25 protein-coding genes and 1 tRNA gene are annotated in these 21,084 nt (G+C 37.2%); 17 read left to right on the top strand and 9 right to left on the bottom strand.

Annotation, left to right across the window (positions count from 1 at the left end; translation table 11 throughout):
• The first annotated feature begins 329 nt into the window (after positions 1-329).
• Positions 330-737 (top strand): response regulator, encoded by a 408-nt coding sequence (locus BQ3481_RS00220; RefSeq protein WP_157926418.1) that lies wholly within the window; start codon positions 330-332, stop codon positions 735-737.
• 112 nt (positions 738-849) lie between these two features.
• On the opposite strand, the gene BQ3481_RS00225 is transcribed toward BQ3481_RS00220, so the two are convergent.
• Positions 850-1,218, bottom strand: a complete 369-nt coding sequence (locus BQ3481_RS00225; RefSeq protein WP_157926419.1) for a hypothetical protein — start codon at positions 1,216-1,218, stop codon at positions 850-852.
• Positions 1,219-1,501: 283 nt separating this feature from the next.
• On the opposite strand from BQ3481_RS00225, the gene BQ3481_RS00230 reads away from it, so the two are divergent.
• The 5 genes from BQ3481_RS00230 to BQ3481_RS00250 all read left to right on the top strand — a co-directional run bounded on the left by BQ3481_RS00230 (position 1,502) and on the right by BQ3481_RS00250 (position 4,714).
• The gene (locus BQ3481_RS00230) at positions 1,502-2,173 is read left to right on the top strand and encodes a chlorite dismutase family protein (RefSeq protein WP_157926420.1); all 672 of its coding nucleotides are present in this window, start codon (positions 1,502-1,504) and stop codon (positions 2,171-2,173) included.
• Positions 2,170-2,718, top strand: a complete 549-nt coding sequence (locus BQ3481_RS00235; protein WP_231911806.1) for a DUF1802 family protein — start codon at positions 2,170-2,172, stop codon at positions 2,716-2,718. Before BQ3481_RS00230 ends, BQ3481_RS00235 begins: the two co-directional genes overlap by 4 nt.
• Positions 2,715-3,713: an aldo/keto reductase gene (locus tag BQ3481_RS00240; RefSeq protein WP_157926421.1), complete on the top strand. Its 999-nt coding sequence runs from the start codon at positions 2,715-2,717 to the stop codon at positions 3,711-3,713. Before BQ3481_RS00235 ends, BQ3481_RS00240 begins: the two co-directional genes overlap by 4 nt.
• A gap of 96 nt (positions 3,714-3,809) precedes the next feature.
• The gene (locus BQ3481_RS00245) at positions 3,810-4,310 is read left to right on the top strand and encodes a hypothetical protein (RefSeq protein WP_231911807.1); all 501 of its coding nucleotides are present in this window, start codon (positions 3,810-3,812) and stop codon (positions 4,308-4,310) included.
• A gap of 83 nt (positions 4,311-4,393) precedes the next feature.
• Positions 4,394-4,714, top strand: a complete 321-nt coding sequence (locus BQ3481_RS00250; RefSeq protein ID WP_157926423.1) for a helix-turn-helix domain-containing protein — start codon at positions 4,394-4,396, stop codon at positions 4,712-4,714.
• Between the two features lie 20 nt (positions 4,715-4,734).
• Here BQ3481_RS00250 and ahbA read toward each other — a convergent pair whose 3' ends face one another.
• Positions 4,735-5,748, bottom strand: a complete 1,014-nt coding sequence (gene ahbA / locus BQ3481_RS00255) for a siroheme decarboxylase subunit alpha (RefSeq protein WP_157926424.1) — start codon at positions 5,746-5,748, stop codon at positions 4,735-4,737.
• Between the two features lie 88 nt (positions 5,749-5,836).
• On the opposite strand from ahbA, the gene BQ3481_RS00260 reads away from it, so the two are divergent.
• The 4 genes from BQ3481_RS00260 to BQ3481_RS00275 are packed head-to-tail and all read left to right on the top strand — an operon-like array spanning position 5,837 to position 9,065.
• On the top strand, positions 5,837-6,490 hold the full coding sequence (locus BQ3481_RS00260; protein ID WP_157926425.1) for a precorrin-2 dehydrogenase/sirohydrochlorin ferrochelatase family protein: 654 nt from the start codon (positions 5,837-5,839) through the stop codon (positions 6,488-6,490).
• Positions 6,487-7,740 (top strand): glutamyl-tRNA reductase, encoded by a 1,254-nt coding sequence (gene hemA / locus BQ3481_RS00265; protein ID WP_157926426.1) that lies wholly within the window; start codon positions 6,487-6,489, stop codon positions 7,738-7,740. The genes BQ3481_RS00260 and hemA overlap by 4 nt, the downstream gene beginning before the upstream one ends.
• A 36-nt stretch (positions 7,741-7,776) precedes the next feature.
• A complete protein-coding gene (gene hemB / locus BQ3481_RS00270; protein WP_157926427.1) occupies positions 7,777-8,757 on the top strand; it encodes a porphobilinogen synthase in 981 nt (326 codons plus the stop codon).
• Positions 8,754-9,065 (top strand): hypothetical protein, encoded by a 312-nt coding sequence (locus tag BQ3481_RS00275; RefSeq protein WP_157926428.1) that lies wholly within the window; start codon positions 8,754-8,756, stop codon positions 9,063-9,065. The genes hemB and BQ3481_RS00275 overlap by 4 nt, the downstream gene beginning before the upstream one ends.
• On the opposite strand, the gene BQ3481_RS00280 is transcribed toward BQ3481_RS00275, so the two are convergent.
• The gene (locus tag BQ3481_RS00280; RefSeq protein WP_231911808.1) at positions 9,062-9,682 is read right to left on the bottom strand and encodes an HD domain-containing protein; all 621 of its coding nucleotides are present in this window, start codon (positions 9,680-9,682) and stop codon (positions 9,062-9,064) included. The two genes, BQ3481_RS00275 and BQ3481_RS00280, sit on opposite strands and share 4 nt — an antisense overlap.
• Before the next feature lie 356 nt (positions 9,683-10,038).
• Between BQ3481_RS00280 and BQ3481_RS00285 the strand changes: the two genes are divergently transcribed.
• Complete coding sequence (locus BQ3481_RS00285; protein ID WP_162287719.1) at positions 10,039-11,292, top strand: acyl-CoA dehydrogenase family protein; 1,254 nt, start codon at positions 10,039-10,041, stop codon at positions 11,290-11,292.
• Here the strand turns inward: BQ3481_RS00285 and BQ3481_RS00290 are convergent.
• From BQ3481_RS00290 to BQ3481_RS00315, 6 genes are all read right to left on the bottom strand, one after another.
• Positions 11,289-12,509: an aminotransferase class III-fold pyridoxal phosphate-dependent enzyme gene (locus BQ3481_RS00290; RefSeq protein WP_157926430.1), complete on the bottom strand. Its 1,221-nt coding sequence runs from the start codon at positions 12,507-12,509 to the stop codon at positions 11,289-11,291. The two genes, BQ3481_RS00285 and BQ3481_RS00290, sit on opposite strands and share 4 nt — an antisense overlap.
• 123 nt (positions 12,510-12,632) lie before the next feature.
• Positions 12,633-12,731, bottom strand: a tRNA-Leu gene (locus BQ3481_RS00295).
• 307 nt (positions 12,732-13,038) lie between these two features.
• Complete coding sequence (locus BQ3481_RS00300) at positions 13,039-13,476, bottom strand: peroxiredoxin (RefSeq protein WP_157926431.1); 438 nt, start codon at positions 13,474-13,476, stop codon at positions 13,039-13,041.
• 45 nt (positions 13,477-13,521) lie between these two features.
• Positions 13,522-14,298 carry a Fe-S cluster assembly ATPase SufC gene (gene sufC, locus BQ3481_RS00305; protein WP_157926432.1) on the bottom strand — a complete coding sequence of 259 codons (777 nt, stop codon included), beginning with the start codon at positions 14,296-14,298 and terminating at the stop codon, positions 13,522-13,524.
• A 71-nt stretch (positions 14,299-14,369) separates the two neighbouring features.
• Complete coding sequence (locus BQ3481_RS00310) at positions 14,370-14,906, bottom strand: hypothetical protein (RefSeq protein ID WP_157926433.1); 537 nt, start codon at positions 14,904-14,906, stop codon at positions 14,370-14,372.
• A gap of 37 nt (positions 14,907-14,943) precedes the next feature.
• Positions 14,944-15,225: a winged helix-turn-helix domain-containing protein gene (locus tag BQ3481_RS00315; protein WP_231911886.1), complete on the bottom strand. Its 282-nt coding sequence runs from the start codon at positions 15,223-15,225 to the stop codon at positions 14,944-14,946.
• Positions 15,226-15,405: 180 nt separating this feature from the next.
• Between BQ3481_RS00315 and BQ3481_RS00320 the strand changes: the two genes are divergently transcribed.
• The 6 genes from BQ3481_RS00320 to BQ3481_RS00345 all read left to right on the top strand — a co-directional run bounded on the left by BQ3481_RS00320 (position 15,406) and on the right by BQ3481_RS00345 (position 21,081).
• Positions 15,406-15,918 (top strand): PepSY domain-containing protein, encoded by a 513-nt coding sequence (locus tag BQ3481_RS00320; protein WP_157926434.1) that lies wholly within the window; start codon positions 15,406-15,408, stop codon positions 15,916-15,918.
• Between the two features lie 116 nt (positions 15,919-16,034).
• Positions 16,035-16,493 (top strand): DUF6659 family protein, encoded by a 459-nt coding sequence (locus tag BQ3481_RS00325; RefSeq protein ID WP_157926435.1) that lies wholly within the window; start codon positions 16,035-16,037, stop codon positions 16,491-16,493.
• Between the two features lie 165 nt (positions 16,494-16,658).
• Entirely contained in the window at positions 16,659-16,823 is a 165-nt protein-coding gene (locus tag BQ3481_RS00330; protein ID WP_157926436.1) for a hypothetical protein, read from the top strand.
• Positions 16,824-17,041: 218 nt separating this feature from the next.
• Positions 17,042-17,782, top strand: a complete 741-nt coding sequence (locus BQ3481_RS00335; RefSeq protein ID WP_157926437.1) for an ABC transporter ATP-binding protein — start codon at positions 17,042-17,044, stop codon at positions 17,780-17,782.
• Positions 17,769-19,853: a COG1361 S-layer family protein gene (locus BQ3481_RS00340; RefSeq protein ID WP_157926438.1), complete on the top strand. Its 2,085-nt coding sequence runs from the start codon at positions 17,769-17,771 to the stop codon at positions 19,851-19,853. Before BQ3481_RS00335 ends, BQ3481_RS00340 begins: the two co-directional genes overlap by 14 nt.
• On the top strand, positions 19,843-21,081 hold the full coding sequence (locus BQ3481_RS00345) for an ABC transporter permease (RefSeq protein WP_157926439.1): 1,239 nt from the start codon (positions 19,843-19,845) through the stop codon (positions 21,079-21,081). Before BQ3481_RS00340 ends, BQ3481_RS00345 begins: the two co-directional genes overlap by 11 nt.
• Positions 21,082-21,084 lie beyond the last annotated feature (3 nt).

Raw genomic sequence — 21,084 nt, forward strand, 5'->3', positions numbered from 1 at the left:
TTCTGCTAAGATGTCGATTTCATCATCTAAATTTACCGTGTTAAGATCGGGGGGTGATTATTTGAAAACAGATTTTGAATATGTTGTATGTTTCCAAGATTTTTTTCTGCTTTTGTTTCTATACTATCAATCAGTTCATGTTATTTGCTGACTAATTCTAGTAGCCTTTCTCTATTATTGAGTGGAAACCATGGATCAAATCTAGATTTAGGTCAAAACAAGATAGAAAATATTATCAGATTAGCCTCTAAAAATAATTCATTATATAAGATTGTACTAGTTCAATCATTAAAAATGCTTTTCTAGTCTCTTGCTCTATGATACAAAAGATGCCCTCAACAACAGAGAAGACAAAAATTCTCATCGTTGATGATGAACACGACATAGCTAATTCGCTCAAAAAAGGATTAGAATCCAGGGGATATGCCATTGATGTATTTATTGATCCTCAAGAAGCATTAGAGAATTACAAAGTAGGTAAATATGATCTTTGTATTTTTGATATTCGAATGCCAAATATGAATGGTTTTCAGCTGTATGTTGAGATAAAAAAGTTAGATCGTAATGTAAAGATCTGTTTCTGTACTGCACATGAGTCAGAATATCATGAAGAATTTCATAAAGCATTTCCTGAATTAGATGAAAAATATTTTATTTCAAAACCAGCTACGTTGACCCAATTGGTTACCCGTATCGAAAAAGAATTAGAAAACGGGTCTTCAGGACAACATTACTGATGTAAAGATATTTTCTTATCTTTTATCTCCCGGAAATTAATGCCTGTATCAAACCCTTCATCTTACCAGATCTTGATGGTAACTTTTTGCAATTTAATGATTGGTGATATATTCACTTGGTAATTATTTGGTTTTTCAACCACTGTGCAATCTGTTTTGTAGCCTCATTGTGTGACATGTCAATTATTGGTAAGAGAACATTGTTGTTATTATTTTTCAGGTATTGTTTGTATTGCGGCATCTCGGTGTATTCTATTGCTGCAAAATGTATCTTGCCTTCTATCTGGTCCTTGATAATCTCAGGAGTGGGAGGAAAACCTTGTGGTTCGTATAATATTCCATCTGCCCACCGCGCTGGAGGCGCAGAGCTACCGAGAGGTACATTGTTGGTCTTGATACTTAGAAAATCATCAATGCTGTTGACTTTGACAAGCTCATGAATTATTATTTCGTTTATTGGTTGGTGTCTGATTATTACCATATTTCTAAAGAAATTAGTGTATCATTTAATGGATCCGATTCACTTTATTTGAGATATCTTCCAGAACTAGTATGACTGGAGAACAAGAACAATCATTACAATCGTAAATGCAGTAAAGATGGATCCGATTCCTATTGCCATCTTGGTGTTTCTACTCATATATTTTCTACTCCCATTTCGCTAATTTAAGACATTACATGTATGTCAAAATACAGATTTTGGTTTTACCAAACTTGGTTAACTTGATTAGATTTTAAATAAGGTAACAATAATTCTAGTCTGCATGAGCGAACAACCAAGGCAATTTTTCAATTTCTCATTTTTTAAGGTAGATCCAAAATGGAGATGGATGGCAGATCTTGCAAAAGAAGAATCTGCAAAAGAAGTAGAAATTGTCCTTAAGAACTCACAAATAAAGTACAGGACATATTCTACCTTGGGTCTTAGAGATGATGCAGAGTTTTTGTTATGGTTTGTATCTGATTCTATTGAAAAAATCCAGGATATAATATCTAAACTATACCTTACAGTCTTTGGAAAATATATTGTACCAACTCATGTCTATCTGTCCAACACAAGACCATCAATGTATGCTGATAGCAAAACACAACGTGGTTGGCTTGGGGGAGAGGATCAAAAAAAATATGCCATCGTATATCCCTTTATCAAAACACGAGAATGGTATCTACTGCCGCTTGAAAAGAGAAAAGAGATGATGGGGGAGCACATACAGGTTGGACACAAATATCCTGAAGTTTTACTCAATACGTCATATTCATTTGGAATACATGATGAAGACTTTATGCTTGCATTTGAAACCGATACTCTGCACAAGTTTCAGGATCTGATCATGGACTTGAGAGAAACTCAAGTCAGTGGATACATTGCAGTAGATACACCAATGATTGTATGCGTCAAAAAAGATATTGTCTCTTTGATTAGGAGTCTTGGATGATGAAGGCTCTAAAAGAGTGGGCTACCGTAATAACTGCGCTTGAAAATGGAGACCAAACAGTTCTGCTTCGAAAGGGAGGAATACTTGAGACTGCATCAGGCTTTAAGGTAGAGGATAAAAAATTTGCACTCTTTCCAACATATGAACACCAAGACAACTCTTCTTTAAAATCACAGTTTTACAGATATCTTGCTGATGTGAGAGAACAAAAACCCAAAGATGGTGTAAACAAAATTACATCTTATGCTGAAGTACTTGCAGAGCATGATGTTTCTTCCATGAAAAAAATTGAAGAATTGTCAAGATTTCATATCTGGAGCGATTCCTATATTGTAGAGCGGATGAACTGGATGCCACAAAAACCCATGACTGCAATGTTTCTCAAGGTGTACCAGATTCCTTCTATTGAGATTCCGGTTCTTCCTGAATATCACGGTTGCAAATCTTGGATAGAATTAAATGCTAATACTGGAGATGGATCAGCTGTTTTAAATGAGACAGATCTTCAGCAACAATTATCAGAGTTTAGGAGTATTGTGAATTGAAATATAGAAAGCTAGGAAAGAGTGGAATTAATGTCTCTGAAATTGGGTTTGGAGCATGGACTCTCGGTCTTGACTGGTGGGGCAAAAAAATCGAAGATGATGAAGCCAAGAGAATGCTAAAACGTGCATTTGATCTGGGAATTAATTATTTTGAGACCGGGGATATTTATGGAAGGGGAAAAAGTGAGAAATTAATTGGTGAGGTATTCTCCGGGATGAGAAACCAAGTTGTCTTGTCTACAAAGTATGGATATGATATTTATTCAAATGAACAGATAGGTCACAAGGAACTTCCTCAAAAATTTACAGCTGAATTTACTGATTTTGCCTTGAAGAAAAGCCTTGAACGACTACAAACAGATTATGTTGACGTATATGGATTACACAACCCAAAGATCTCAACCATACGTGACAAACAAGTTTTCGAATTCTTGGACAAAAAAACAAAAGAAGGACTTATCAAAAGTTACCAAATTGCACTCGGTCCTGCCATTGGATGGACCCAAGAGGGAATTGAATCCATGAGGATAACTAATACTACTGCAGTACAGACTGTATACAATATTCTTGAACAAAATCCAGGAAACACGCTAATCAATGAGGCAGAAAAGAATAATGTTGGAATTCTAGTTCGTGTACCTGATGCCTCTGGAATACTGACCGGTAAAGTAAATGCAGACACAAAAATTAGCGAAAAGGATCATCGTTCTGTAAGAAGCGGAAACTGGATACAAGAGGCGCTAAAGAAAGTTGATCAATTGATGCCTATAGCAAAAAGAAACGGCTTGAATATTACAGAACTTGCAATCAAGTTTATTTTATCGCAAAAATCTGTCTCATCAGTATTGCCCACGGTTGTAAGTGAAGAAGAGATTGAAATGTTCTCCGCAATGTCTGATGGCAAGTATCTAAACGATGCTGACAAAAACGAGATAGTTGGGCTTTTCAACCAGTGGCCGTCATATGATCTAAAGGCTTCTGTACAAACAGCCTAAGTCTTATTTACAAATCACTGGAAAAATAAAACAAATTATATTCAAAGACGAATTAACACAAGTGAAATGGCTGTAAATCCCAAGAAGACGTCCACTATGACGTTCCGAATCGATGAAGATGTATTAAAAAAACTTCGTTCTGAATCAGAACATCGGGAAACCAGTCTCAATACATTTGTCAACCACATTTTCAAAAGATATGTCGAGTGGGACATGTATGAAGCAAAAGTGGGAATGATTCCAATTGCAAAGCCGATCATTTTAGAACTTTTTGGAAATCTAACCAAAGATCATGTTGTTGACATGGCAACTCGCATTGGGAAAAATGTAGTCAGAGATACGGCATTGTTCATGCGTGGAGATTTTAACCTGAACTCATTCATATCTTGGTTTGAGGCTAGAATGCGTGCCTCTTCGATTGAAATAAATCATAACATAAAAAATAATGTCCATACGTTTATCATAAAACACGACCTTGGGGAAAATTGGTCTCTTTATCATACTACTGTACTTGGGCTGATCTTTCGTGAAGTTTTGGATACGACAGCTGATTTTGAATACAACGCTGGCATGATGGCGTTTAAATTTACTGAATAAATAATTGCATACGATTGCAAGTGTTTGCAAATGAATTCAGTCTAATCACTCTTGTTATATTTCTGTAGTCTAGTATGCTAGTAATGCAAGTGTTACAACAGGGAAGAATACTTGAAAACAAAGACGCGGACAATATCTTAAAAATAATGTCAAATGACCAAGCTATGACTATACTTAGATCTACCATTGACACGCCAAAATCAGCATGGGATATTAGCGTCATGTCTGGGGTTCCGCTAACCCAGGTATATAGGTGGGTTAGGAGGCTTCACACATCTGGACTTGTACGTGTATCGGGCGACACAAATTTGTCTGGCAAAAAATTCTTCATGTATCAAAGCAAGGTAAGCTCAATCAAGGTAACATTGACATCCATCACAGAATCAGTGATGGAGATATCCTAGAAATTTATTTTATAATGTGATTATGCTGTAATTAGATCCTCAATGTTAAATTCATGTTCTACGAAATACTCCACTCGCGTCTTTTTGAATTCTCTTGAACTGAATAGGATTTTGTAATTGCTAACCTGGACTTGTTTTTGAATCTCTTTTGCCATATCTTCTGCCTCTTCGATTGATTTGCAATGTACCATTGAAAATACACTATATGGCCAATCCTGGTAGACAGGCCTCTGATAACAATGACTTATTTGTGGAAACGAGCCTAATTTTGAACCAACCTCTTCAATTTTTTCATCTGGGACTTGCCATACTATCATGCCATTTGCAGTAAAGCCGACTTCTCTATGTCTTAGGATTGCAGCAAACCTTCTCATTATTCCTGTCTCTTCATACAGTTTTACCTTTTCAAGAAGTTGTTCTTCAGTTATTCCAAGTTTCTGGGCAGATTTTAAAAATGGCCTCTCAACTATCTCTAGATCTTTTTGCAGTTCTCGTATGTAGTTTTTCTCTTCCTCGGTTGCAATAAACTTGGTTTCTACAATCTTCTTCTTCTCTTCTGATGGTTTGATGTCCGATTTTTTTTCCTCTACCATCTCAAGCTTTACTCCGATCTTGAACAGCTTGATTGTAGGAAGAAGCCTTGTTTTTTTAATTCCTGCTAACTTTGAAAATTTATCTATCTCCGTCTTTAGATCGGACCCCGGAGGAACTGCTAAGGTGAACCATAGATTGTATTCATGATTTCTCTCATAATTATGACTGACACCTGGATGTTTGTTTACCTGATTTGCGACATGATCTAGTTTCTCTGGGTCTATTGCCATTGCAACAAGTGCACTCTTGTATCCTAGTTTTCGTGTGTCAAATATCGCACTAATCTGTCTGATTATTCCTGCCTTCTTGAGTGTAACAAGTCTCTGCATCAATTCTTGGTTTGATAGATCGAATTTTTTTGCCATGGATTCATATGGTTTTGGGATCAGAGGAAAAGTCCACTGGATTTCATTTAAAATTTCCTTATCCATCTTGTCCATGTTAGATGAAAACCTTGTCTTACGATTAAAAATGTTACCTAGTTTCTCATGGAATCTATAAATATCATTTACAGTCAGCCAAGATCCATTGATAGTTGATCTAAATCTTAGAGGAGATTTGGTGATTATAGTGGGTGGAGGAAATGAGGGTTTGAAAAAAGTAAATTCCCTGCTGACCCAAGAATGCAAGATTCTCCTTATCAGTGATTCAACAAATAGGCAAATTCAAAATTATGTTAAACAAAAAAAAATATCTTTCAAGAAAATGAGGCTTGTCAACGCAAATTTTCTAAAAAAATACAAACCGTTTATGGTATTGGCAACAACTGATGACAAGGCACTCAATCGCAAAATTGTGGAACAGGCCAAGTCTATGCGTTGTTATGCATATGCTGCTGACGATCCTGAAGCAAGTGACTTTGCATTTGGTTCAGTGATTAATATAGCTGACACTGTACAAATTGCAATATCAACAGGAGGTCGAAGTCCTGCCATGGCAAGAAAACTAAAACTTCAGGCAGAACAAATCTTCAAAAAAGTGATAAAAAAAGAGGACATTTATCATATAAAACTACAGGATTTTGCAAGAAAGGCGGCAAAGTATAAGATCCAGACATTCTCTGAACGAAAAAAGTTCCTTTACAGTGTTATGAATGACAATCATGTTAAACAATTAATACAAGACGAAAATCTAAAAAAAGCACAGAAGCGGGTTATGGAGATGCTAGATAATCTGATATGACAAGTGATGTAATCAACGCTAGAGTTACTTTTAGAAAGTCACCCATTCACATGCTTGAGAGGTTCACCTTTCCCGATCTAGATTCTGCATATGAATCATTTTTACAGCACTCTGGATTGCACGAGTGTGTAATTTTGCAAACCTGTAACAGGGTGGAACTTTTTGGTTGCGCAAATTCTACCGATCTTGACAAAATAAAAAAAACATGGGCATCTGTAGCAGGATTGGAAGAAAATGCATTCAAAGAAAATCTTGAGATAAGTAAAGGAACCGATGCCTATGCACATCTGCTCAAGCTTACCTCTGGCCTTGATTCTCTTGTAATAGGGGAAGAGCAAATACTTGGACAAGTAAAAGAATCCATCAGTACAGCAAGAGGGATAAAAGCCTCGGGTGATAATCTTAATACTTTATTTGACAAGGCAATTAAAATTGGGACACGCGTACGTCAAGCAACCGGAATCAGTAAAGGAAGTATATCTATCGGTTCCATGGCAGTAAATCTGGCAGAAGAAAACATTGATGATCTGAAATCCAAACACATTTTGTTGATTGGAACTGGAGAGGCAGCAAGTCTTGTAGCAAAATCACTCAAAAAAAGAGACATTGATTTTCTCATAACTAGCAGAACCTTTGAGCGCTCAAAGGCCTTTGCAGAGACTGCGGGTGGCAAACCATTACCATTCGAGGAAGCAACTACTAATTTCAAATCCATTGATGTGCTGTTTGTAGCTACAGTTGCACCATATTTTCTTGTGACACATGACAGAGTAAAAGAAGCAATGGATTCACGAAATAATGGGATGCTCATAATGGATCTTTCTAATCCGCGAACTGTTGATGACAAGGTATCGGAAATAGATCATGTCAAAGTTATGAACTTGGACCAAATTGCAGAGATGGTGGAAAAAAACATGAAAAATAGAATTGGTGTAGTATCATCAGCAGAGCATATAATTAATGAGGAATTACCTCTAGTAGAAGCAGCAATGAAGAGACTCGAGGTGGAGCCTATTGTGACTAATGTATTCAAGGAGATAGATCAAGCACGAGTAAAAGAACTAAAAAAGGCACTTCAAATGCTAGGGGAAAAAGATGAACAAAAGATACGAATTATTGACCAGCTTACACAAGCAATTGTCGAAGACATAATGTCGATCCCAATGAATAATCTACGCAAGGCCTCAGAACAAGGTGATTCTGAAATTCTAAAAACTGTTACAAGACTCTTTGATTATAAAAGAGAGTAACAAATTATATTTGCTAAAAAGGATGTCTTGTATGTAATGTCTTTTCCTAATTTGAGACTGCGACGTCTGAGAAAAACTGGCAAAATTAGGGAACTCTTGGAAGAAGTACGGCTATCTCCAAAGGATCTAATATGTCCAATATTTGTACAAGAAGATCTAAAATCAAGAATCCAAGGGAGCTCAATGCCTGGAATGGAGAGGCTTCCACTTGCAGATGTTGCAACTGAAATAAACACTATAGCAGAATTGAAAATTCCAGCAGTAATGGTATTTGGAATACCTTTATACAAAGATGAACATGGAACATCAGCTTTTTCTCAAAATGGAATTGTACAAAAAACAATTTCTGAAATAAGGAAAAATATTGGAAACGACATTGCAATAATGGCAGATGTATGCCTCTGCCAATACACAAGCTCTGGCCATTGTGGACTTGTCAAGGGAGACAAGATAGATAATGACTCTAGTCTTGAAACTCTGGCAAAAGTTGCAGTGAGTCAAGCCCAGGCAGGAGTTGATGTTGTATCACCATCTGCCATGATGGATGGGCAAGTAAAGGCAATACGACAGGGTCTTGATGATGCTGGGTTTCACGATGTTGCAATAATGTCTCACTCTGCAAAACATAGATCTTCATTATACTCACCGTTTAAGGACATGGCACACTCTGCACCTCAGTTTGGAGACCGAAAGACCTACCAATTGCCGTACACAAATCCAAAGGAGGCTATGAGGGAGGTTGAAACTGACATACAAGAAGGAGTAGATATAGTCATGATAAAACCAGCATTGGCATATCTGGACTTGATATCTATGACTAGAGAAAAATTCAATGTACCGATTGCTGCCTATAGTGTATCAGGAGAATATGCTCTTGTAAAGGCAGCTGCTATGGCTGGATATGTTGATGAAAAAGAAGTTACATTGGAAATTCTTACAGCCATCAAGCGTGCTGGTGCGGACATGATAGTAACATATTTCTCAAAGGGTGCAGCAAAAACTCTTAACGAGAAATGAGAGAAGATCAAACATTTGAGATAGCACGTGCATATGACTTACTACCGCATGTGGTTGGTGCAAGCTGGGCATCAATCTGGTTTCGCATTAACAAAATAAGAAGACCTACAAAAGAAGAATTCAGAGAAAAAGTTGTCGAATATTTCAAAATGCTAGAGCCTCTTACAAACGCATATCCACAAGAGGAGAATTTCAGGGATATGATTAATTATATAAAAGATAAGCATGCTGATGAAATTAGAAGAATAATGACCGGAAATAATTCTGAAATTGAAAAACGATACAAAAGATATGTAGACTATGGCTAGATCTCTTTTTTTAGTTGGTCAAGAAACTTTTTCATCACATTGATTCTTTTTCGCGCCTCAATTTTTCCAGCATCGGTGTTCATTGTTTTTTCCAAAAGCAAGAGCTTTTTATAAAAATGATCTACAGTCCAACTCTTATCATCTGGCAAGCGTTTTTTGCAGAATGGATCAACGTTGCTATAAAATGGTCTCTTTTCTGCACCGCTAACTGAAAATGTCCTTGCTATTCCTATGGCTCCCAATGCATCTAATCTGTCTGCATCTTGTAGTATCTTACCTTCTATTGTCTTCGGTGTAGTGCCTCTTGAAAAACTATGATCTCTTATTGCATCCGATATGATGTCAATCTCATCTTGACTGCAATTATATTTTTTTAAAATCTTTTTTGATTCTAGTGCACTCTCGGTTGCGGAATTTTTTGAACGAGGATCGGATTTTTGATATGATATAATATCATGTAAAAGTACTGCAGCTGTTATGATTCTGATGTTGGCTTTTTCCTTCTTTGCAATCACTGTTGCATTCTTGAGTACCCTCATAACATGTTCAAAATCATGAGCTGTATCGTTTTGCTCAAGTCTATTTTTTACAAGTGATCTTAATTTTTTAAACTCCAATCTGGTCTATGATGCATATTGATTTTATAAATTGAGATTGTGATTCTGACTCGTGTCTAGATGGAAATTCATGAAATATGGCGTTAAACCGCAAATAATTGCAAACATTTTGATCCTATACCACAGTTATGCAAAAAATGGCTGGCAAGTGCAATATATTTATAAATTAAAATCACGTACAAATTCTGTGAGCATCAAAGCGTGGAAATGTTATCGTTGCAACTTGACTTTTACTGATGAATCGCACGCTGCTTTACATGAAGATCTGTCGAAACACAACGTAAGAGAAATTCAGATAGTAAAAGTATAGAAACCAAAACTAGATGATATGTATTGGGAGTCAACTGAATAAAACAATGTCTTACTCTAACATATCGAAGATGAATTTTGAGGTCTCCGAAGAGCAGAAAATTTTTCTTGACAAGATAGACCGAGTCTGCAAATCCATACGAGATTATGAAACAAGATGTTATCTTGATGAAAGAATGAACGACCGAGTAATCCCGGAATTTGGAGAAATTGGAATGCTTGGGTGTCCGATATCGAAAAAATATGGAGGTTTGGGATATGACATTTTGACATATCTTTTTGCAATTGAAAGAATTGGCAGGGAAGGAAATTCTCTTCGTACATTTTTCTCTGCACATGTATCTATTGGTCAAATGGTGATACAAAATTGGGGAACCGAAGAGCAAAAAAAGAAATATCTTACAAATACTGTCAATGGAAATAACATAATGGGTTTTGCATTGACTGAGCCTGATGCTGGAAGTGATCCTAAAAAAATGACGACAACATTTGAGGAACGTGGTAGCAATTATGTTCTCAATGGTACAAAGCACTGGGTTGGAAATGGAACATTTGCCAAATTAATTACAACTTATGCAAAAGGCTCTGATGGGAAAATATCCGCATTTATTGTAGATACATCTTCAAAAGGTTTTGATGCACAAGAGATGAAAAACAAAATGGGGTTGCTTACTGTAAAAAACGCCGAAATTACTTTTGAAAATTGTCTTGTCCAAAAACAAAATCTTCTTGGAAAAATTGGAAATGGTCTTAGTGTTGCATTTAGTGCATTAATTGACGGCAGGCTGAGTGTTGCAGCAGGAGCTGTGGGTGTAATGAAAGACTGTCTTGATGAATCTATTGCATATTCTCAAAAAAGAGAACAACATGGCTCTGTTCTTGCAAAAAAACAACTTACTCAAGAGCATCTTGCTACAATGATTGTAAATATTGAAAGTTCTAGGTGGTTAGTATATCGTGCAGGTATGGCAAGGCAAAAACTACATGATTATGTCGAAGACCTAAAAGAAAAAGATGCAAATTGGCTAGATGCCCTTAACAGGGAGAACAAGGAATATTCAGCACTACGTAACAGGGCAGATAGGCTTGCAGCTATTGCCAAACTGCATGCTACAAACGCAGCATTTGATTGTGCAAACCGCGCAGTCCAAATATTTGGTTCTTATGGATACCAGAAAACAAGCCGGGTTGCAAGACATTTTCTTGATTCTAGGGCGATTATAATCTACGAGGGTGCAAACGAAGTACTCAAACTAAAGATAGCATCGCTTGAAATGGGTGACAAGTATGATGCATACTAGGTTCTCATCAAAACTTTATGCATGATGTCAAGGCCCTCCTGAATCTGCTCTTTTGTAATTATCAATGGCGGTATGATTCTCATTGATTTTTGACCTGCTCCCAAAGTCATCAAGCCATGCTTGAACAACTCGACAAGTTTTTTGTCACGATGAGCAGTCGAGTCAAACTCTATGCCAACCATGAGGCCTAGTCCTCTGACATTTATCACTCCTTTTTTTCCCACCATTTCAACCAAGCCGGTCTTGAGGATGTGGCCCATCTTTGTTGCATTTTCAAGCAACTTGTCTCTTTTTATAACTTGAATTACCCTTGAACCTACTGCCATGTCTATTCTATTTCCCCCGCCCCACGTACTTGATAACACTGATCTCTGCATTGGATCAAATTTTTTGCTAAAAGCTGTTGCGCCTATCTGCAATGCCTTTGCCGTGCTCATTATGTCTGGTTTGATACCGTAATGTTCAAAGGCCCACCACTTACCTGTATGGCCTATCCCAGACTGGACCTCATCCAAGATGAGTGGAACTCCATATCTTGTTGCAAATTTTCTTAAATTTGAAATGAATTTCTTACTTGCAACATTGTATCCACCCTCTCCTTGAATTATTTCCGTTAAGATGAATGCCACTTTATTTTCCTTTAGAATCTTTTCTGCAGCATCAAGTTCTGGATCGTTATCATTCGTACAAAACTTGATTCTTTTTGATGGAAGTTCTGGAAAGTTATATTTCTGAACTGGTCTGCTAAATGTAAAACTCAGGGCTCCCAATGTTCTTCCATGAAATGCACCAGTACAAGAAATTCCGGGAAGAGGACCCATTTTCTTGTATGCCATCTTTATTGCATTTTCAACTGCCTCTGCACCACTGTTTATGAAAAACGTCTTAAAGCCTGATGGTAAAATAGTTGAAATATTTTCCGCAAGATCTGCATGCTCCTGGCAATAAAAGTCCTGACCTGCTATCTTGTATGTTCCATTTGATGAATACTGTGCAAGTATCTCTACTATGTCAGGATGAGAATAGCCCAACGGACAGGAGCCTATGTTTGATGTAAAATCAAGATACTTGTTACCATCAATGTCTTCTATGATGCAATTATGTCCATGCGAAACAACTAGCGAATACACGAATGTCGAATCATAGGCGTGTTTTTTCATGGTGTCAATAACACGCATAGCTTTTGGACCTGGTATGACATCCCTCGTTTTTTTCATTTTCTACTGCATACTAGCGAACAAATTTTCTAATAAACACTAGTATAGATTACCATGGTCGAAAACCATCCAGAATGTGATGATCTAAATCGCAAACAAGACAGAAAGGGAGAAAATGAGGGATGCAGAGGGTGGGATTTGAACCCACGAACCCCTAAGGGAAGGGATTTCTTACGGAAGATCTTGAGTCCCTCTCGGTTGACCGGGCTTCGGTACCTCTGCAACGAGAGATTCCTGTACTGAATATATAACTGAAACCGTGTCTGTCTGGGTTTTGAATATTGTTACTGTCCGCCTACAATTTTTTCTGACATTGCAGGCATGGTGTAGAAAAATTCGTCCTCAAAGCCATAGTCTTGTTTTCCAGTCTTTCTTAATGCTTCAAAGTATCTCATACAGTCTGTGTAAAATTCATTTGATTTTGACCGATCGTCTGTTTGCATGTCTACTGGTTAAAAAAATTAGGTTTGTACACCGATGTAAGAAATTTTAGACATTGTTATTGTCTTTTTTTTATTAATTACTGGCCTTAGGAGTCTGCGAGGCTTTGTACAAACTCTATGTGATTTGATACACTCATCACTTCTATCATATCCTCAATTCTTCCGTCAAGTCCAATGAGATATGTTATCCTTTTTGTGTATGTTCCGAGTATGCCTCTTGCCTGATACTGTGCAGCTACCTTCTTGCTGGTATCTGAGAGTATCTTGAATGGAAGATCATATTTTTGGCAAAAATTTACATGTGATTCTATTGAATCTTGGTTTATTCCAATAACTTCGTACTTTTCTGATATTTTTGGATAGTAACTCTTGATCCCGTTTGCTTCTGCGGTGCAGCCAGGAGTATTGTCTTTTACATAGAAAAATAGAATTATCTTTTTCTTTCCAAAATATGATGAGAGTCTTACTTTTTCTCCTGTATTTGACTCTAGTTCAAAGTCTGGTGCGAAATCGCCTATCTTCATACTGTATGTCTAAAATTATTTGATGTTGTACAAATGGAAAATTTTCTATTGTGTGGTTTCCTGAATTCCAAGCCATCCGTAACCTTTTTGTTCTAATTCGTCAGCAAGTTCCTTTGGACCTTCTTTGATCATTTTTCCTTGTGCCATAACATGAACAAAGTCAAGCTTGTCAAGGAATTTGAGAATTCTTGCATAGTGTGTAATCACAATTACTGTTGCATCCTTTCTTGAAACTGAACTTATTGCCTTTGCAACTGCTTGTACTGCGTCAATGTCTAGACCTGAATCTGGTTCATCAAGAATTGAAATTCTTGGCTGAAGTACTGCCATCTGTAAAACTTCTGATCTCTTCTTTTCTCCGCCAGAAAACCCCTCATTGAGATATCTTGACAGAAAATCATGTTTTAACCCAACTTCATCAAGATTCTTTTTTAGGTAATTCTGAAACTCTCTTACTGTAAGAAAGACTTCTCTTTTTTCATCTGCAAGTGATTTGCTTAGTGCGTTATATGCAGTTCTAAGAAAATGAGAATAGCCTACGCCTGCGACTTCTGTTGGATATTGAAATGCTAAAAACAATCCTTTCTTTGATCTTTCATCAGCTGATAAACCAATAATGCTTTCACCATCTAACAAAATGTCTCCTTTTGTAACTTCGTACTTGGGATGGCCCAAAATTGTATATGATAATGTACTCTTACCTGATCCATTTGGACCCATGATGGCATGGACTTCTCCCGGACCTGTCTTGAGATTTACTCCCTTGAGAATTTCCTTACCGTCTCTTTGTACATGTAGGTCTTTAATCTCCAGTATTGCCATTGTAATCATGAAATGTTTTTGGGTATATAATCTAACAAAAAATTAGCTCTGTCTAACTACCTTTTTCATGTCTAGTCATCATCAAGTTCCTTGTCAATTTTATCCTTTAATGATTTGTATTTGTTGAATCGCTTGTTCCAATGCGAAAAGAAGCGGTATTCCTTTATTGCAATAACCAACAAAATTATTGCAAATACTATTGAAATTATTATGAATGTCTTCAATCCAAAAAATATAGGTCCTGTGTGAGATCTATCTCCTATGTGTGATATTGGTAATTCCTTGATTATTGTACCATTTTGATCCACAATCTGAATGTGCATTCCAGGCTTGTGATATATACTGCTAAATCTTTCTCCGCCTTGCTGCGATGATTCTAAATGTTTTATGTCATAATCTGGGTGACCTAGTAAAACGCCTCCTAGTATAACGGCAACTGGTCCAAAAAGTAATGCGCTTGCAATAAAAATAAGAAATAACCTGCGCGAACTGTTAGTGTGAGACAAAAGTTCATCTAAAATTTTCAGAATATTTTCTGATTTTTTTTTCTCGTCTCTGTCAGATGGTGATACATTGTTTTCAGGTGAATTATTTTCGGGTTCTGACATTTACTAAGAACACTCCTGTTGCATTAAAAATGCTTCGCTAACTTTGTTCTTGATCATGTTTTTCATGTCTTGGAAATATGTCCTCATACGGTTCTAATATCATCTTGCAAAATTCTCGTCCTTTCTGTGTCACTGCATATTTTATTATCTTCTTGTTTCCCCACGCCTGTTCTGTTCGCTTTATGAAACCCTTTCTCTCAAGACTCTCAAGAATGTCCTTATGCTTCATTAAATTCAAACCACAATAACTAAGAAGTGATGTCTGATTAAGTTCACCATGTTCTGTTAATTTTAATATGATGTCTTTTCGTATGTACACTCGGTCTCTGTATTCATGTGACAAGATTATTACTCTGCCATCAAAATTATGTATTAAGCTTTTACTTGAAATTTCTCATAAAGTCTAAAACTTGCATATCTAATACTTTTACCTTTCACTAACAATGTTCACTGACATAGTTTCGCAATTTTTTATTAAGCAATTGTGGTATTGATGGATATGAACACAACAGAACTAGTCAAGAATAAAAAGATGCTTGCTATAATAATTGGAGTAGCAATTCTTGCTACTGCAGGAGTGTCAGCAGCATCTGCACAAGTTTCACCAACATCAAGTCAGACCCCCACAATACAGGGCACAATCAACCTTCAGCAAACAATAATGTCTAACGTAAAGATTGCATTCCCTGATGCAGCAAATACTGCGGCAACAGCAGTAAGTGGAAAAGTGATAGGCGGAAGACTAACAGTGGCACAGGGATACGTAGTATACAGTTTCAAGGTGATTGATGACAAGAATATGGTATACACCGTAATTGTCGATCCATCAAGTGGAGCAGTATTGTACAAATCAACGGGTCGCCAGTTCGGAATGGGCGAATTTGGCATGGATCATGGACATATGATGCATGGACACATGGGTGAACAAGCATGGAACTCAAAGACTCCATCAGGAAACACAACTCCATCATCTGACACGACAGCCCCAAGTGGATCACAATCCTGGTCCTAAACTCTTTTTTCCTTTTTATTTTAATTGATGATTTTTTAAAAGAATCGTTTCATCACGAACATTGTTAAGTAACAATGTTTGATAATTGTTTTAACTGCAGTAACTAGTCCAAATGTGTGCAAATTGGATTGAAATCACTTCAAAACTTTGAAAGCGGATCGCATTCCCCAGAAATATTCGAGCCTGTTTGTAACATGATCCTCAACTTGGATTCTAATATTCGATTTGTTGGGGTGATGAACAATAAAGGTAAACTGCTTACTGCAAGTGTGAAAAAAGGAGTACGTACTTTTATTACTCCACAAGATCAGGAAATGCTACTCATGGAGATTGCACTGGGTGTGCGAATGCGTAAGGAACATGATCCACAGTTGGGACCTGTAAATTTCACTATCTCATATGGTCACAAGATGGTATCCATGAATTTTCCACTGGACGATGAAATACTATGTGTCTCTGCGGAAAAAAAGATTGATCTTGTAGCAATACCGTTTCTAATATTACAACTTTTAGAAGCAGAATTGCATAAAAAAGAAGTTGATGATAAAAAGAATTTGGAACAGGAACATGTCTGACAAAACTGAATTTCAAATGTGTGGAATGTATATGATGTCATATGATCATGTAATGTTGGAGATCCGCTTCAAATCGGTACATTATTCACAATGTACTGGATTTTGGCATAAATGGTATTGAGAAAGCTAATTTCATGCACCACAATTTTTGGCAGTGATTTTCATATGATGCAGATTAGACTAGAACCAAGAGATGTTGCAAGATTAAGTTCGCTTGGTAATAATGTATGCAGAAAATGTACTATGAAATTAATGGAAGGAGATGTTGTAATACGAATTGGGGCAAGACCTCCAAAATATTATCATAAAGGATGTTTCAAGGTGTATTGAGTAGTTGGTGACACAAGAACATCTGATTTTTCTACGCATCTGATCCTACTCACTAACAATGTTCCTGAACAAGGTTTGGCAATCGTTTTATTCTAAAAACTAGACAAAGAATTTCATATGGTTCTTTCAAACATATGGAATTCACATAATGATTATTTTCATGCATATGAAACTCAAATAGATGAGTTCTAAAGAAGAAAAAAATGATCTTGAAAAACATGACAAAAGATTTGGTAGTTGAAAAAAGCACACAGAACGAAGTTGTCAACAACAACTCTTTTGCTCTGAGAGTAGAAAATCTTTCTAAGATATATGATTCTTCTGCGGGACGAGTTGTGGCACTAGACAATGTAAGCTTTGCAATCAAAAAGGGAGAATTTGTATCGGTTGTAGGCCCATCTGGTAGTGGCAAGTCTACTGTTTTGAATATGGTTGGAGCACTTGATAGGCCAACAAGTGGGAAGATCTACATCGATGGCATAGACGTATTTTCTCTTAATGATTCTGAAATTGCCACCATGAGAAATGGTCGTATTGGATTTATCTTCCAGTCGTTTAATTTGATTAATAGGACTACTGTCCACAAAAATGTAAGACTGCCTGGGATGATTGCAGGTATGTCAAATGACGATGTAAATTCTCGCACCATGAAGATCTTGGAAGCCCTTGGTATTGCTGACAAGAGGGATCAAAAACCTGTCAATCTAAGTGGTGGACAGCAACAAAGAGTCGCAATAGCTCGTTCTTTGATAAACAATCCAACCATAATTTTGGCAGATGAACCAACTGGTAACTTGGATACGAAAACAGGTGATGATGTATTTGACATGTTGAAAATGCTTTCACATAAATTCAAACGTACTATAGTAATGGTAACACACAATCCTGAACTTGCCGAGTCTACGGATAGATCTATATTGTTAAGAGATGGGAGAATAGAAAAAAATGTCATCAACTAGAATTTCTGTTAAAAAGTTTTTTGGGAAAAGAATAGCAATCAAAATTGCAATTCCAATTTTAATTGTAATGTTGTTTGCACCTACTACAATCACATCTTTTAATGCATATGGACAAGTGGTCACAGTGGTACCATCTGACAATGGTCATCTGGGAATAGTACAATCACAGGATTGTTTCGCACCCCTTACTACAATACTTGATGCCACTTATTCTGGTCCTGTAGTAGTGGACTCATATTGGGTGGACCAAGGGACATCGTCTTCCACCGATATTACTAGTAATCCTGTCAAAAAAGAGATAGGTCCAGGAGAAGGACCATCTGTTTTTGCTGTAGTCCTTAACAATAGAGGAACAGCATATTCTATAACTTCGATCACTGCATTTCTTAATCTTCCATCAGGATTTGCGGCCACTGGTGAAAGCAAAAATCCACAATTACTTCAAAATTATAATCAAGCATCAAGAGTTGCAAATAATCCTGCAATAGGAAACTACTATGGCCAAGTGGCACCAGGTGCATCATTTACTATGTATTTTAACATAGATGTATTACCGACAGCCAAAGTAGGCACTTTTTCTACAACCGTTGTTGCAAATTATGTCCAAGTGGGAGTAGTTGGACAACAATGTACATCTGCATTGCTCAATGTACCGTTTGTTCTTCCAGGAAAAGTGATATTGGATGCATCAACCGTATCTTCCAATCTTGCTCCTCAAACCAATGATCCGGTTTCGATAGAAATTGACAACAAAGGTTCCGCTGATGCAACTGGAGTTGTAGCAACAATTGTGGATCTTGGAAATTCTAAAGGCAGTTCGGGAAGTAGCAGTAGCTCAGGATCTGTTGTGCTACAATCATCTACGACACAAATTGTTAATCTTGGACCGAACACTTTCAATATAGGTACAATACCTGCAAAATCAAAAGCGGTAATAAGTACAACAGTTTACCCTGGTACAGCTGCAAGTGGTTCTACTCAGCAGGTTACACTTCAAATAAATTATCAAAATGCATGGGGTAAACTTTTGACTAGCACAATTAATACGGGGCTTGTCATAGCACCCAATCCTCCACAGTCTCTTAACTTGTCATATCTTGGAAATACTACAACTCCTGTAATCACTGCATCCATGCTAGATGATCTGAATTTTGCAGTTGCAAACAACAGTACTGATACAATGTCCAATATTGTAATCTCTCTTGTACCGCAATCAACTTCGGTCTCTGTAGTGGGTCCCTCTACTTGGACAATACAGAACTTGACACCCGGTGAAAGACAGGTACTCACAACTAGAGTGTATGCTGCAAACACTTTGATTGCCACCCCTACTTCTTTTACATTAACCGCCACATATGTCTCAAAAGGTCAATCACAAACAAATTCTCTTACTCTGGGAACTTTTGTTGTTGGTGATATACGACTTCAAATTTATGATCTCTCGCTGACTACCTCTGGTGGTACCTCTAGCCTTGTTGGCAATTTACTTAATCAGGGCAGTACGACTGCATTATTTACTACTGCACAACTTGCACCTTCTCAACTCACAAGTGCAATGAAAGCTGCGAGAATGACAAACTTTACAAATAACACTGGATCTAATGGTGACAATCCAGGTCAAGGTGGTCAGGGATTCCACGGTGGTCAGGGACGTAATGGTCCGGGTGGATCAAGTTTAACGCAACAATTCATAGGAGATCTCTCACCTGATTCTCCAATTCCAATTAGTATACCCATTAGAGGAATCAATTACTTGTCATCAGGAATGTATCATGTAGTATTCAAAGTAACATATGCTGATGACTTGAAGAATTTTCATACCGTCCTAGTGAATGGAACAGTCAATATTGTGCGTAGTCCTCCGGTTAATATCTCTACAAACCAACATACTTTGATTGACAGTATTCCTCTACCCATACTTATTGGAGCACCAATTGCAGTTGTAGCAGCAATTGTCTTTCTAGTAAAAAGAAAAAAATCAGAAAAGAAAAAATTGAAATTGTTGACACAGGGAGACACTGACATCATCTCAATATTTGACAGCACAAAAAAGAAAGAAAATGAATCCTAAAGATCTTTTCTTGTTGTCATTTGAGGCACTAGTTGACAGAAAGGTGAGAACACTTCTTACTATTCTGATGGTTGTGCTTGGAAGCAGTCTTGTTGTTGTATTGAATGGTTTGAGTGCTGGTCAAGCCGCATTCTTGGAAAAACAATTCAATACTTTGGCTGCTAATGTTATTTTTGTAAGCAGCGGACAACGTGGATTTCGAGATGCTTCAGCAGGAAATGCTCTGATAATTAATAATGTCATTATTGAAAAAATGAAATCCCTACCATTGATATCTGATGTAATACCTGAATATGCTGGTTCAATAACGATGAATTCGCAAGGAAACACTGAACGAGCGTCTGTCATTTCAATTGATCCAACAAAATTGTCTGTGGTGTTGCCTAATCTTGAATATGTTGATGGTTCTACAGTAAAACCAAACGATCGATCCTCTGCTATTGTGGGAGATACCATAGTAAATCCCCCTGGTGCTGACAATGCCTTTGTTACACTTGGCCAGACTATTGTAGCTACATCTACATATTCCGATGGAGCTGGAAAGACAGTAACAGTAACGAAGAATTTTGTAATTTCTGGAATTTTAAAACCATCTGGTAATAGTAGGATAGATAATTCGGTTATCATTAATCTTGATGCAGGAAACGATCTGTTGCACAAGCTAAACAAATATGATAGTGTAATAGTTGCAGCAACAACTCCAGATGATGTTGATGCCGTACAGCAAGAATTGACATCTACATTTGGAAAAACTCTTGGATCTACAACACCAAAAGCAATTATGGCGGTAAGACAGCAAGCTGCAAGTGGTAACGCTGCCTTTATTCTAATGGTTGGAATTATTGCACTTGTTGTAGGTGCAGTTGGTATTGTTACTACTTTGTATAATTCAGTCACAGAAAGGATTAGGGAAATAGGTACCATGAAAGCAATAGGCGCACAAAATACTACAATTCTCGCACTTTTTCTGGTGGAAGCAGCTTTGATAGGGATAATAGGTGCTTCATTGGGGTTGCTCATAGGTATTGGTGGAGGCTATATCATGAGTATTGCAACAACAACTTCTCCTGCGGGAGGAGGTCCAGCAGTGCATATACCTCCAATCTTTATCCCAATGGATTTGATCAAAGCCTGGCTCCTTTCTTTGTCACTAAGTGTTGTAGCTGGAATGTATCCTGCATGGAAAGCATCACAGTTGTCTCCAATGGTTGCACTGAGAAGAGAATGAAAT

Source organism: Candidatus Nitrosotalea okcheonensis, assembly GCF_900177045.1.
Lineage (GTDB): Archaea > Thermoproteota > Nitrososphaeria > Nitrososphaerales > Nitrosopumilaceae > Nitrosotalea > Nitrosotalea okcheonensis.